The organism is Gryllotalpicola daejeonensis, assembly GCF_039538145.1.
Lineage (GTDB): Bacteria > Actinomycetota > Actinomycetes > Actinomycetales > Microbacteriaceae > Gryllotalpicola > Gryllotalpicola daejeonensis.
Map to the genome: position 1 here is coordinate 347,759 of NZ_BAABBV010000001.1, position 13,039 is coordinate 360,797.

A 13,039-nucleotide genomic window follows, 5' to 3' on the forward strand; every position below is an offset into this window, starting at 1 on the left:
GTCAGGCGCTGAGCGTCGCCCAGAGCTCGTCGACGGCGTCGAGCAGTTCCTCGCGGGTGCCGTCGTTGTCGAGCACGTAGTCGGCCATGGCGAGGCGCTCGGCGTCGGTCGCCTGCGCGCCGACGCGGGCCTCGGCCTCAGCCTGGCTCATGCCGCGGTCGGCGACCATGCGGCGGATGCGCTCGTCGCGGCGCGCGTTGACGACGATGATCTTCTCGAATTGCATGGGGCGGGCTGCGGATGCCTCGACCAGCAGCGGCACGTCATAGATGACGATCGCGTTCGGGTCCTCCGCCTCGATCGCTCGAAGCTTCGCCTGGCCGAGCTCCCACACGGCGGGGTGGGTGATGTCGTTGAGCGTCTTGAGCGCCGCCGAGTTGTTGAAGACGATCGAGCCGAGCGCCGGCCTGTCGAGCGAGCCGTCGGGCAGCAGCAGGTGCTCGCCGAACTCGGCGACGACCTTCGCCAGCGCGGGCTGCCCGGGCTCGACGATCTCGCGGGCGAGCTTGTCGGCGTCGAGGATCACGGCGCCGTGCTCGGCGAGGCGGGCTGAGACGGTGGACTTTCCGGAGGCGATGCCGCCGGTGAGCGCGATGAGCTTCACGCGTTCCACGCTACCGGGCGGCTGCAAGCGCGCGGCGACAACAGATGCGGCTTCGCCGTGCGGATTCCGCATCCATTGTCGCCGCGTCGCGCTCGAGTCGGCATCTAGTGTCGCCGCGGGAAAGGAGGGAAGGCGCGCACGAAAAAGGGGCCGGGTCCTTGCGGACCCGGCCCCGGATTCAACTCGACGGCCTCAGCCGCGCGGCCTTAGTTGCTCGAGAGCTTCTCGCGCAGAGCGGCGAGCGACTCGTCGTCGGCGAGGGTGCCGGTGGCAGCCGACTCGGTCGAGAACGACGACGAGCTGGACTGGCCGGTGTTGTTCGCCTCTTCCTCGAGCTGGCGGGCGACCTGCTTCTTGTGAGCCTCCCAGCGGGCCTGAGCGGCCGCGTAGTCGGCCTCCCACTTGGCGCGCTGCTCGTCGAAGCCTTCCTTCCACTCGCCGGTCTCGGCGTCGAAGCCCTCGGGGTACTTGTAGTTCCCCTGCTCGTCGTACTCGGTCGGCATGCCGTAGAGCGCCGGGTCGAACTCGGTGCCCTCGGGGTCGACGCCCTCGTTCGCCTGCTTCAGCGAGAGGCTGATGCGGCGACGCTCGAGATCGATGTCGATGACCTTGACGAAGACCTCTTCGCCGACCGACACGACCTGCTCGGCGAGCTCGACGTGCTTGCCCGACAGCTCGGAGATGTGGACGAGGCCCTCGATGCCGTCGGCGACGCGAACGAACGCACCGAACGGAACGAGCTTGGTGACCTTACCCGGGGCGACCTGGCCGATCGCGTGGGTGCGGGCGAAGACCTGCCACGGGTCCTCCTGGGTCGCCTTGAGCGACAGCGAGACGCGCTCGCGGTCGAGGTCGACCTCGAGGATCTCGACGGTGACTTCCTGACCGACCTCGACGACCTCGCTGGCGTGCTCGATGTGCTTCCAGCTGAGCTCGGAGACGTGGACGAGGCCGTCGACGCCGCCGAGGTCGACGAACGCACCGAAGTTGACGATCGACGAGACGACGCCCTTGCGGACCTGGCCCTTGTGCAGGTTGTTGAGGAAGGTGGTGCGCGACTCGGACTGCGTCTGCTCGAGCAGAGCGCGGCGCGAGAGGACCACGTTGTTGCGGTTCTTGTCGAGCTCGAGGATCTTCGCCTCGATCTCCTGGCCGAGGTACGGCGTCAGGTCGCGCACGCGGCGCAGCTCGATCAGCGACGCGGGCAGGAAGCCGCGGAGGCCGATGTCGACGATCAGGCCGCCCTTGACGACCTCGATGACCTGGCCGGTCACGACGCCGTCGGCTTCCTTGATCTTCTCCACGTCGCCCCAGGCGCGCTCGTACTGAGCCCGCTTCTTCGACAGGATCAGACGGCCTTCCTTGTCCTCCTTCTGGAGAACGAGTGCCTCGACGGTGTCGCCGACGCCGACGACCTCGCTGGGGTCGACGTCGTGCTTGATGGAAAGCTCACGCGAGGGGATGACACCCTCGGTCTTGTAGCCGACGTCGAGGAGGACCTCGTCACGGTCGACCTTCACAACGGTGCCTTCGATGAGGTCACCGTCGTTGAAGAACTTCAGAGTCTTCTCGACCGCGGCAAGAAAGTCTTCAGCAGAGCCGATGTCGTTGATGGCGACCTGCTTGGCTGCCTTTTCGGTCGTAGTGGTAGTCATTGAGTGGTTACTCCGGGATGGACATGAATCAGGCCCGAAACTGGAACTTGAGTGTTTGTGAAGACACGCCCCGCTTCAGGCGAGCGGATATAGAAGTCACGAATGTGACGTTCAAGTTTACCTGATTTGAAACGGATGCCTCAACGCGGGCATTCCCTCGTCGAGAAGCTATTTTCCACGGCGCTCGGCGACGATCTGGCGCAGCGCCGGCTCGAGCTCGGGGTAGTGGAACTCGTAGCCTGCGGCGAGCAGCCGCTCGGGCAGCACCCACCGGCTCTTGAGCACGAGCTCGGTCTCGGTGTGGATCGCGGCGGCCCCGAGTTCGAGCACCCACCGCGGCAACGGCAGCCCGAACGGCACGCCGAGCACGCGCCGCAGCGTCGCCATCATGGTGCGGTTGTCGGTGGGGTTCGGCGAGGTCACATTGACGACGCCGTCGAGCTCGGCGTGCGCGCGCAGGAAGCGGATCACGCCGACCACATCGTCGAGGTGCACCCAGCTGAACTTCTGCCGCCCGCCGCGGGCGCGGAAGCGGTGATAGGTCCCGGCGTCGAGCCGGCCCTGGGTCGCGGGCCAACGGCCGTCGAGCGCCGGGCCACCGAAGCCGTTGCGCGCGAGGTTGATCAGCGGGACGAGCGCGCTGCCGTCGCCGAGCGTGATCGCGGTGCGCAGCGCGACGCGGCGCGTGGCCGGAAGCTCCGGTGCGAAGAACGCGGCTTCCCACGCCTTCGCGATGCCCACGGAGAAACCCTCGCCGAGCTCGCCCGTCGACTCCGTCTGCGGGCGGTCCTCCGCATGCCGATAGATCGTCGCGGTCGAGGCGTTCACCCACAGCGGCGCGGGGTTGTCTGAAGCGGCGATCGCCGCGCCGAGCGCCTCGGTCGTCTCGACGCGCGAGCGCAGGATCTCGGCGCGGTTGGCCGCGTTGTAGCGGCAGTCGACGCTCTTGCCAGACAGACCGATCACGAGGGATGCCCCGTCGACGGCGCGTCGGATCAGCCCGGCGTCGCTCCATGGGATCTCGCCGGCGGATCGCCCGATGGTGACGACCTCGGCGCCGTCGGCGCGGAACGATGCGGCCAGCCGCCTGCCCATGAATCCGGATGCCCCGCCGATCACGATGCGCTCGCTCACGCGCTCTCCCCCGCTGACTCGATCGCGTAGCTGAACGTGCCCGCGTATTCATAGATCGTCCCGAACAGCGGTGCGCGGACCGTCACCGACACGCGCTGCTTTGCCGCCGAATCATCCCACTGCTCGGTGAGGGTCACCGTCGGGGCGAGGGGGCGCGGCACCGGCATCCGCACGCGCCCCAGAATCAGCGTCGCCGCACGCGAGCGCATCTCGAGCGCCCCGCCCTGCACCTGGGCGTCGAGCAGCACGTCGAGACGCGGCGGCGAGCCGATGAGGTCGCGGATGCCTGCACCGTCGCCGACGCGCGGGTGTGGGCCCGCGGCGCTGATCTCGTCGACCATGGTCCACTCCCCCGACGGGAACGCGATGCGGCGCTCGGCGGCAACGGCTGCGGCACCGGCATCCGTGCTCGCCGGCCTGTTCACGACCGTGAACGGAACGCGCTCGCCCCAGCGCGCGGTCAGGACGTGGCTGCGGTCGAACAGCAGCCTGACGAGCGGGCGCAGCCACGCCGGCCGCGTGCCGACGCGCTCGAAGACGCCTGCGCCGCGGCCGACCGAGCCGGCCGGTATCGGCGAGAAATAGGTGCGCAGCCTGGGGTGCAGCTCCGCGAAGGACGCGCCGAGCACCGAGCGGTAGACACCGCCCGGCTCGCCCGGCGCGTTCACCTCTGCCGCGCGCTCAGCCGAGCAGCGCGGTGCGCAGCGTGTCGAGACCGACGCTGCCCATGTCGAGGGCCTTCTTGTGGAACGCCTTGACGTCGAACGCGTCGCCCTCGCGGGACGCCAGCTCGTCGCGGATCTGCTGCCAGACGCGCTGGCCCACCTTGTACGACGGGGCCTGGCCGGGCCAGCCGAGGTAGCGGTTCACCTCGAAGTTCACGAAGCCCTGGTCCATGTTGACGTTGCGGCCCATGAAGCTGAAGGCGTAATCGCCGCTCCAGATGCCGGAGCCATCGGGCAGCGGCTTCTCGAGGTGCACGCCGAGGTCGAGCACGACGCGGGCGGCGCGCATGCGCTGGCCGTCGAGCATGCCGAGCCGGTCGGCCGGGTCGTCGAGGTAGCCGAGCTCTTCCATGAGCCGCTCGGCGTACAGCGCCCACCCCTCGGCGTGCCCGGACGTGCCGGAGAAGCGGCGCCACCGGTTCAGCTGCGCCTTGTTGGCAACGGCGGTACCGAGCTGCAGATGGTGCCCGGGGACGCCCTCGTGGTACACGGTCGTCAGCTCGCGCCAGGTGTCGAACTCGGTGACGCCCGGCGGAACGCTCCACCACATGCGGCCCGCGCGCGAGAAATCGTCGGCCGGGGGCGTGTAGTAGATGCCGCCGTTCTGGGTCGGCGCGATCATGCACTCGAGGCGGCGGATCTGCTCGGGGATGTCGAAGTGGGTCTTGCCGAGCTCGGCGACGGCGCGGTCGGACGTCTCCTGCATCCACCGCTGCAGGGCGTCGGTGCCGTGCAGCTTGCGGCTGGGGTCGGAGTCGAGGAACTCGATGGCCTCGCGCACCGACGCGTCGGGCTTGATCTGCTTGGCGATCGCCTCTTGCTCGGCGACCATGCGGGCGAGCTCTTCGATGCCCCACTCGTAGGTCTCGTCGAGGTCGATCTTCGCGCCGAGGAAGCCGCGGCTCGCGAGCGCGTAGAGGTCGCGGCCGACCGCGTCGCGCTCGGGCGCCTCGTGCTGCAGTTCGTCGTCGAGGAAGTAGCTCAGTTCGCCGTAGGCGGCGGCGGCGGCCTGCGCGCCGCGCTGCAGGTCGGCCTTGAGCGACTCCGGCAGCTCGGCGCCGCCCTCGGCCTTCGCCTCGTTCGCGAGCTTGAAGAAGAAGCCGTCGCGAGAGTTGAGCTCGTCCGCCTGCTGGATGCCGATGCGCACCTGCCGGACGGCGGGAGCGTTGCCGCTGGACATGCCGACGCGCAGCGACTCGATGTAGCCGCGGATCGCGTCGGGCACGTTCGCCAGGCGTTTCGCCACTCGCACCCAGTCGTCTTCCGTGGCGGTCGGCAGCAGGTCGAACGTGTCGCGCACGTTCTGCAGCGGTGAGGCGATGTTGTTGAGGTCGCGCTGCCAGACACCGGCGTCGTGCTTCTCGAGCTGCAGCGAGAGGTCGCGCGTCAGGTCGAGCTTGGTGATGGTGTCGACGTCGTCGACGGGCGTGGCCGCCTCGATCTCGGCGAGGGCGCGCTTGGTGGCGTCGGCGAGCTGCTGCTGGCCCGCGGGCGACATGTCGCCGTAGGCACCCTCATCGCCGGGGACGCCGAGGTACACGCGCGTCTCAGGCTGCAGCTCGAGCATTGTGTCGACCCAGCGCTCGGCGATCGCGTCGATCTCTGTCGGGGTGCGTTCCTCAGTCATCCTCTGTCCTCTCGTCACTGCGTCGGCTGCGACCCGCGTGAGGCGAGCCGACCAGCGGTATCCAAACTAGTGCGCGGCCTGGTCCCAGTTGGAGCCGCGGCCGACCTGAACCGTCAGCGGAACGCTGAGGTCGGCCGCGCCGGCCATGCGCCGCGTCACGATCTCTTCCAGCGTGTCCCACTCCCCCGGGGCCACCTCGAAGATGAGCTCGTCGTGCACCTGCAGCAGCATGCGCGACTCGAGCGACGCATCCGCCATGTCACTTGCGACGCCCAGCATCGCGATCTTCATGATGTCGGCCGCCGAGCCCTGGATCGGCGAGTTGAGCGCCGCCCGCTCGGCGTTGTCGCGCAGCACGCGGTTCAGGCTGTTGAGGTCGGGGAACGGCCGGCGGCGGCCGAAGATCGTCTCGGTGTAGCCGTCGACCTTCGCCTGGGCGACGACGTTGCGCAGGTAGTCGCGCACACCGCCGAAGCGCTCGAAGTAGTCGGTCATGAGCTGCTTCGCCTCGCCCTGCGAGATGCGCAGCTGCTTGGCGAGGCCGAACGGGCCGAGACCGTACGCAAGTCCGTAGGACATGGCCTTCACCTTCGAGCGCATGAGCGGCGTGACGTCCTCAGGCGCGACGTTGAACACGTGCGAGCCGACGTAGCGGTGCAGGTCCTCGCCCTCGGTGAATGCGGCGATCAGGCCCTCGTCGGCCGAGAGGTGGGCCATGATGCGCATCTCGATCTGCGAGTAGTCGGCGGTCAGCAGGCACTCGAAGCCCTCGCCCGCGACGAACGCCGAGCGGATCTGGCGCCCGGTCTCGCTGCGCACCGGGATGTTCTGCAGGTTCGGGTCGTTCGACGAGATGCGGCCCGTGGCGGCGCCGACCTGGTCGTAGGTGGTGTGAATGCGCCCGCCCGCGTCGATCGACTTCTCGAGCGTCTCGATCATCTGCCGCAGCTTGGTCGCGTCGCGGTGGCGCAGCAGCGCATCGAGGAAGACGTAGCCGGGGGTGTCGGCCTCGACCTTCTCTTGCAGGTCGGCGAGGGAGTCGGCATCCGTCGAATACCCCGTCTTGGTCTTGCGAGTGAACGGCAGGTGCAGCTCGTCGAACAGCACCGTCTGCAGCTGCTTCGGGCTGCCCATGTTGACCTCGTGGCCGATGGCCGCATAGGCCGCCTGCTGGTAGGTGTCGACCCAGCCGCTCAGGGCCTCGCGCTGGCTCTTCAGCACCTCGGCGTCGACGGCGACGCCGGTGAGCTCCATTTTCGCGAGCACCTCGATCAGCGGCACCTCGATGGTCTCGTAGACCTGCTTGGTTCCCGGGGCGAACGCGATGTCGAGGTCGTCGGCGATGCGCTGCACGTACCACGCCTGGCTCGCGACGCTGATCGGCTCTGAGTCGGGCACGAGCTGGTTCGGGTCGGGGGTCGGCAGGTTCTCGCCGAGCACCTCGTAGACCTGGTCGGCGAGGCTCGCCGGCGCCTTGGCGGGGTTGAGGATCGCGCCGGCTACGCGCGTGTCGCCCGCCACGCCGCGCACGGGCAGGCCGATGCGAGCGGATGCCTCGATCTGCGGCTTCGCGTGGAAGAAGAGCTTCGGCTGCGACGGGTCGGCCAGCCACGCCGCGAACGCCGCGTAGTCGCCGGTGCCTTCCTTGAACGGCACGTAGGCGCTCTCGTCGGCCGTAGACAGGCCGTAGCCGGCGACCCCTGCTGGGCCGTAGTCGAGTTGGACCGCGACGGCCTGCTTCCCGCCCTCTTTGTCGACGGAGGCCTTCGCGAGCCAGTGGGCGAGCTCTTCGTCGACGAGCGTGCGCACCGGCGGCGCGGTCTCGAGCTCGGGCTCGACGACCGGCTCTGTCGAGACGCCGTCGGGCGCGGCATCCGTCGGCGTGCTCTTCAGCACCCGGTCGAGAAGCGTGCGGAATTGCAGGCGGCCGAACACCTCGCGCACCGCCTGCTCGTTCACGGCGCGGCGCTCGAGATCGGCCGGGCCGACCGGCAGCTCGACGTCGGTGACGAGCCGGTTGAGGCGGCGGTTGCGCAGCGCGTTCTCTTTCTGCTCGCGCAGTTTCTCGCCGACGACGCCCTTGATCTCGTCGGCGTGGGCGACGATCTCGTCGACGGTGCCCCACTGGGCGATCCACTTCGCGGCCGTCTTCGGACCGACCTTGTCGACGCCGGGAAGGTTGTCGGCCTTCTCACCTGTGAGCGCGGCGAGCTCGGGGTATTGGTGCGGCCACACCTCGTACTTGTCGTAGACGGCCTGCGCGTCGTAGCGCTTCAGCTCACTGACGCCGAGCACGCTCGGGTAGAGCACCGTCGTGGTGTCGTTGACGAGCTGGAAGCTGTCGCGGTCGCCAGACACGACCAGCACCTCGAAGCCCTGCTCTGCGCCCTGCCTGGCGAGGGTGGCGAGGATGTCGTCGGCCTCGAAGTCTTCCTTCTGGAGCCACGGCACGTTCATCGCGGTGAGCGCTTCCTGCAGCAGCGGAACCTGCCCGATGAACTCGGGCGGCGTCTCACCGCGACCGCCCTTGTATTCCGGGTACTCGCGAGTGCGGAACGAGTAGCGGCTGATGTCGAAGGCCACGCCCAGGTGTGTCGGCTCGTGGTCTTTCAAGAGCTTCAACAGCATCGAGATGAAGCCGTGGATTGCCTCCGTGTGCTGCCCGTCGTCGGTGATGAACCGGCCGGCCGGCAGCAGCGCGAAGAAAGCGCGGAACGCCAGCGAATGGCCGTCGATGATCATCAAAGTAGGCTTCTTGGGCGTATCTGGCACGGGTGTCAGCCTAGCGACGGCTACCGACACCGGCCCCTCTCGAAAGGACCTCAGTGGCCGACGACGACGTCTCTTGGTACATCTCGCGCGGGCAGGGCGCGCTTGCCGATCGCATGGGCATCGAGATTCTCGAATTCGATGAAGAGCATGCGGTGGCCAGGATGCCTGTCGAGGGCAACACGCAGCCCCTCGGTCTCGTGCACGGCGGCGCCTATTGCGTGCTCGGGGAGTCGCTCGGCTCGATGCACGCGAACTACCTCGCGCAGCGCGTCGATGAGAACCGCTTCGCCGTCGGCGTCGACATCAACGCGACGCACACCGGGTCGGCGACCTCCGGCTGGGTGACCGGCACGTGCCGGGTGCTCTCGGCCGGCCGCACCATCACGGTGCACGAGATCGTGGTGACCGACGACGCCGGGCGGCGCTGCTCGACGATCCGCATCACGAACCTGATCCGAGAGCGGAAGTAGGCGGGGCTGGCTTGCCGCCGGCGGGACCGGGCCGGGGCCCGGGACAAGTCGTCGCCAGTTTCGGCTCGAATATTGCTCGCGATACCGCCACAACTGGCGACGATCTGAACGCGCGGGATCACAGAGCCTGGGACCAGGCGACTTCCCGCTCGAGTTGGCCGGTCTCGACGAAGAGGCGCACCTGGTGTGCATCCGGCAGCGCAGCGGCGAGCTCGTGTCGGTCGGCGCTCGTGAAGCCGAGCTTCTGCCAGAACGGCCCTGAGCGGCGCGAGAACAGCCACGCCCGAGTCGCACCCGAAAGCTGCGCCTGCTCGATTGCGTGACGTGCGAGCAGGGACCCTGCGCCGGCGGTGCGATGCTCGGGCGCGACGGCCACGCTGCGGATCAGCGCGTGCCGTCCGTCCTCGCTCAGCTCAAAGCCCGTGCTGCCGACGATGTCGCCGCCGGCGTTTCGCTGAATCCAGAGGTGGACTGCGGGCTCCTCCAGCCCGGCGAGCGTCAGGTCGACCTCGCGCAAGAACTCGCGCAACTCGTCGACATCAGCGGCTTCCACTCGTTCAAACGCCACGAGTCCATTGTCGGCGATCGCCGAAGGCGGTGAGCTCACCGACGGCTAGTGTCGTGCCATGCAGCTGGTCGACGTCGCCGCGATCGCGCTCCCCCAGTTCTGTCAGGCGCTCCAGGCCGGTCTGCGAGCTGCGGCCTCGGTGAGCCCCTCTCTGAGCGAGGTGGCGGTCACCGACATCGTGTGCGCGAGCGACCGAGCGGCCGACGGCGACAACTTCTACTGCTCAGCGGAGGTGCCCGGCGAGTCGCTTCTCGTCAGCTATGTGCACGGCCCGCATCTCGGGGAGCCGGAGCGCCTCTATGCCCACTTCGCCAGCGACATCGCCGACTGGATCGCCGAGAGTCACTTCGGCTGGGGCATCAAAGTCGAGTAGCGGCGACCACTCGAACGGATCAGCGGTCCAATCAGCTCTCAGAAAGCCACAATTCCAGCTGCTCGACGCTGGGGAACATGTGCTCGAAGATGCGATACAGGGTGTCGGAGCGGTCGGATGCCCCAACCGCGATGCATGGTTCGCCCAAACCGTAGGCGATACCGGCCTCGATATGCCCAGCCTGGCCCGCGGGAAGCACGAGCAGGAAGCGATCTGCCGCCTTCAGCGCGGCAAGGTCCTGCTCGAACAGTTCCTGTACCGCTTCGCTGTCAAGGTCTGCCGAGTCGGCTCCCCCGGGCACCGCGAGCACCGATGCCTCTGGCGAGTATGGCGCTCGCACAAAGCTGTACGAGCTGAACCCGGCGCAATCGAGCGTGAGGAGCACCCCCTCGATCGCCGCCCGATTACGCCAGCTGCCTGCCACAAAGAAGTCGCTCACTCGCCGACCGTAGCCCTAGTCGATGCAGGTGGCCGCGTTGTACGCGTTGGTCGCCGGCGTCGAGGTCGGTGTCGGCGCCGCAGTCGGCGCGGTGCTGGGTGCCGTCGTCGGGGTCGTCACCCCACTCGGCTGAGACGGGGCTGTCGGCGTCATGCCGTCCGTGCCGAGCACGATGGTGAGCTGCTTGTAGGTGGTCGTGCCGACGAGGGCCGCGCGCGGAAGGTACGGCAGCAGCGCCTTGGCCTGCGCCTCGTCGCCGGCGGGGACGTAGATCGTGGTGGTGTGCTGTGTCTGCGGCGCGTCTGCGGGTGCCCCGGTGTGGAAGCCCGCGGTCGCGAGCACTGCCGCCGCGTCGCTCGAGCCGTGGGCTGTGCCCGCACCGTTCAGCACATCGACCGTGACCGCGCTCGGCGCTGCGGCGGCCGCCTTCGCGATGCGCTGCGCCGTGGTGGGCCGGCCCGTGATCGAGTCGATGAAGTCGGGCATCGCGTCATAGTCGACGTTGTCGACGTCGAGGGGCAGCCCGCCGATCTCCTGGGTCGACGTGCGCGGATTCGCGAGCGGAATCGTGGCAGATCGGATGCCTGACGCTTGCAGGTTCTTGAGCTTGCCGGCGAGCTGGATCATGTTGAGGCCGGAGTCGGTCTCGAGCGACCTGCCGATTGCGCCGATCACCGTGTTGAGCTTGACGGGGTTGAGCAGCGTGCCCGCGCTGAGGACCTGCTGCGCTTCGACCGTCAGGAAGTACTGCTGGCGCACGGCACGATCGAAGTCTCCGTTGGGGAGCCCGTGCCGCTGGCGGACGAACTGCAGCGCCTGCGTCGCGTTGAGCTTCTGCGGGCCTGCTGGGAAGTGGGCGCCGGAATAGTGGTCGTTGACGGGGTTCTTCAGGCAAACGTCCACGGGCCCGAGCGCGTTAGCAATGTTGTAGAAGCCGATCAGGTTCACCTTGACGTAGTGGTCGATCGGCAGGCCGGTGAGCTGAGTGATGGTGCTGGCCAGCACTCTGACCCCTGCGGCGTTCTTCTGGTCTGCAGTGCCCGTGGTGCTCTGGTAACCGTCGGCGTAGGCGGCGTTGATCTTGTTCTTGCTGTAGCCGGGGATGTCGACGTAGGAGTCGCGCGGGAAGGACACGAGCGTGGCCGAACTGCCGTCGGCGGGGATGTGCAGCAGGATCATCGTGTCGGTGTTGATGCCGCCGCCGTCGGGCGTCGTCGACAGCTGCTTGTACTGCGCGGCGGTCATGTTCGCCGGTCGCTGATCGGTGCCGATGATCAGGATGTTCTCGTCGGCGCCGGACGATGTCTTGGCCTTCCCCGCGTCGGGCAGCGCGCCGTCGACCTTGTGCACGCTGCCGACGAAGTGGAAGTAGTTGTAGACCACGTAGCCGCCGCCGAGCAGCAGCACGAAGATGAGGGCTGAAGCCGTCCAGATCAGCGCGCGTCTGCCCTTGCTGAGGGGCGTTGGGGCGGCGCGTCGGCGCCCTCGCCCGTGCCGGGGTGCGGGCGAGGGCGCGGTCGAGCTCTTGGCCATGTGGGAACGCTACTGAGCCTGAGGCTGGGAAACGTCCTAGGAATTGCCCTTGCGAGCGCATCTGCACCCGAACGGGGGCGCGCCGGGTCCGAGGGCCCTGCACCGCGCGATGCGCGAGTGCGTCGCCGCCAACGAGTCGTCGTGCGGCATGACGGAGCGTCTCAGCGTCCGCCGCGAGGAGTTCGTGCTCGCCGAGGAGTGGCGAGCGCAGGCATCCGCTGGTTAGTCCGCGTTCTTCTTCGCCGTGCCCGGTGCGAGCTGGTCGATGATCGCTTTGGCGACATCGTGCATGGTGAGGCGGCGATCCATCGACGCCTTCTGGATCCAGCGGAAGGCCTCGGGCTCGGTCAGGCCCATCTTCTCGTTGAGCAGGCCCTTGGCGCGGTCGACGAGCTTGCGGGTTTCGAAGCGCTCGGCGAGGTCGGCGACCTCGGCCTCGAGCGTGATGATCTGCTGGTAGCGGGCCAGCGCGATCTCAATCGCCGGCAGCAGGTCGTTGGGTGTGAACGGCTTGACCACGTAGGCGAGGGCGCCGGCCTCAGAGGCTCGCTCGACGAGCTCCTTCTGGCTGAAGGCGGTCAGCAGCACGACGGGCGCGATGTGGTTCTTGCCGAGGCGGTCGGCGGCCTCGATGCCGTCCATCTTGGGCATCCGAACGTCCATCACGACCAGGTCGGGGCGCAGCTCGGTCGCGAGTGCGACGGCGGTCTCGCCGTCACCGGCCTCGCCGACGACCTCGAAGCCGTTGTCACGCAGGATCTCGACGATGTCGAGGCGGATGAGGGATTCGTCTTCGGCAACGACGACGCGGCGGGGCGCGTTGTTCTCCGGCTGGTCAGTCACGGTTCAAGCGTATACGAGCAGGCCGGTGCGGTTCCGAAGGCGCGGCTTGCGTGCAGGGCGTGAGGGCGGGCCGGATGCCTGGCCTGCGGTATCTTCAAAGGGCGGTGTCGGCCGGCGTGGCGGAATGGCAGACGCGGAGCACTCAAAATGCTTTGTCCGAGAGGGCGTGTGGGTTCGAGTCCCACCGCCGGCACCGAATCCTGTTCGTCGACGAGGTGCCATCCCTCCGTCACTTCTGGCTTAAAGGCCTCGATCTTGGAGCCGAATGCGGCGACGCGGTCGTCGCCTTGCATCGC

13 protein-coding genes and 1 tRNA gene are annotated in these 13,039 nt (G+C 68.2%); 4 read left to right on the forward strand and 10 right to left on the reverse strand.

Annotated features, from left to right (window positions below):
- Position 1: 1 nt before the first annotated feature.
- The 6 genes from coaE to polA all read right to left on the reverse strand — a co-directional run bounded on the left by coaE (position 2) and on the right by polA (position 8,487).
- Positions 2-604, reverse strand: coding sequence for a dephospho-CoA kinase (gene coaE, locus ABD736_RS01750; protein ID WP_344790019.1), 603 nt, complete (start codon positions 602-604; stop codon positions 2-4).
- 206 nt (positions 605-810) lie between these two features.
- The gene (rpsA, locus tag ABD736_RS01755) at positions 811-2,259 is read right to left on the reverse strand and encodes a 30S ribosomal protein S1 (protein WP_344790020.1); all 1,449 of its coding nucleotides are present in this window, start codon (positions 2,257-2,259) and stop codon (positions 811-813) included.
- Between the two features lie 168 nt (positions 2,260-2,427).
- Positions 2,428-3,393, reverse strand: a complete 966-nt coding sequence (locus tag ABD736_RS01760; protein ID WP_344790021.1) for an epimerase — start codon at positions 3,391-3,393, stop codon at positions 2,428-2,430.
- The gene (locus ABD736_RS01765) at positions 3,390-4,061 is read right to left on the reverse strand and encodes a DUF4166 domain-containing protein (protein ID WP_344790022.1); all 672 of its coding nucleotides are present in this window, start codon (positions 4,059-4,061) and stop codon (positions 3,390-3,392) included. The genes ABD736_RS01760 and ABD736_RS01765 overlap by 4 nt, the downstream gene beginning before the upstream one ends.
- A 13-nt stretch (positions 4,062-4,074) precedes the next feature.
- Positions 4,075-5,745, reverse strand: coding sequence for a DUF885 domain-containing protein (locus ABD736_RS01770; protein WP_344790023.1), 1,671 nt, complete (start codon positions 5,743-5,745; stop codon positions 4,075-4,077).
- Positions 5,746-5,811: 66 nt separating this feature from the next.
- A complete protein-coding gene (gene polA, locus ABD736_RS01775; RefSeq protein WP_344792186.1) occupies positions 5,812-8,487 on the reverse strand; it encodes a DNA polymerase I in 2,676 nt (891 codons plus the stop codon).
- A 143-nt stretch (positions 8,488-8,630) separates the two neighbouring features.
- Between polA and ABD736_RS01780 the strand changes: the two genes are divergently transcribed.
- The gene (locus ABD736_RS01780; RefSeq protein WP_344792187.1) at positions 8,631-8,987 is read left to right on the forward strand and encodes a PaaI family thioesterase; all 357 of its coding nucleotides are present in this window, start codon (positions 8,631-8,633) and stop codon (positions 8,985-8,987) included.
- Between the two features lie 118 nt (positions 8,988-9,105).
- Here the strand turns inward: ABD736_RS01780 and ABD736_RS01785 are convergent, their stop codons facing one another.
- Complete coding sequence (locus tag ABD736_RS01785; protein ID WP_344790024.1) at positions 9,106-9,555, reverse strand: GNAT family N-acetyltransferase; 450 nt, start codon at positions 9,553-9,555, stop codon at positions 9,106-9,108.
- Positions 9,556-9,613: 58 nt separating this feature from the next.
- Here ABD736_RS01785 and ABD736_RS01790 point away from each other — a divergent pair, with 58 nt between their 5' ends.
- Entirely contained in the window at positions 9,614-9,928 is a 315-nt protein-coding gene (locus tag ABD736_RS01790; RefSeq protein WP_344790025.1) for a hypothetical protein, read from the forward strand.
- A 31-nt stretch (positions 9,929-9,959) separates the two neighbouring features.
- Here ABD736_RS01790 and ABD736_RS01795 read toward each other — a convergent pair whose 3' ends face one another.
- Both ABD736_RS01795 and ABD736_RS01800 read right to left on the reverse strand, forming a co-directional pair.
- The gene (locus tag ABD736_RS01795; RefSeq protein ID WP_344790026.1) at positions 9,960-10,367 is read right to left on the reverse strand and encodes a hypothetical protein; all 408 of its coding nucleotides are present in this window, start codon (positions 10,365-10,367) and stop codon (positions 9,960-9,962) included.
- Between the two features lie 15 nt (positions 10,368-10,382).
- A complete protein-coding gene (locus ABD736_RS01800; RefSeq protein WP_344790027.1) occupies positions 10,383-11,900 on the reverse strand; it encodes an LCP family protein in 1,518 nt (505 codons plus the stop codon).
- A gap of 49 nt (positions 11,901-11,949) precedes the next feature.
- On the opposite strand from ABD736_RS01800, the gene ABD736_RS01805 reads away from it, so the two are divergent.
- Entirely contained in the window at positions 11,950-12,126 is a 177-nt protein-coding gene (locus tag ABD736_RS01805) for a hypothetical protein (protein ID WP_344790028.1), read from the forward strand.
- Here ABD736_RS01805 and ABD736_RS01810 read toward each other — a convergent pair.
- Positions 12,123-12,743: an ANTAR domain-containing response regulator gene (locus ABD736_RS01810; RefSeq protein ID WP_344790029.1), complete on the reverse strand. Its 621-nt coding sequence runs from the start codon at positions 12,741-12,743 to the stop codon at positions 12,123-12,125. The genes ABD736_RS01805 and ABD736_RS01810 overlap by 4 nt on opposite strands.
- A gap of 110 nt (positions 12,744-12,853) precedes the next feature.
- Between ABD736_RS01810 and ABD736_RS01815 the strand changes: the two genes are divergently transcribed.
- A tRNA-Leu gene (locus ABD736_RS01815) sits at positions 12,854-12,936 on the forward strand.
- Positions 12,937-13,039 lie beyond the last annotated feature (103 nt).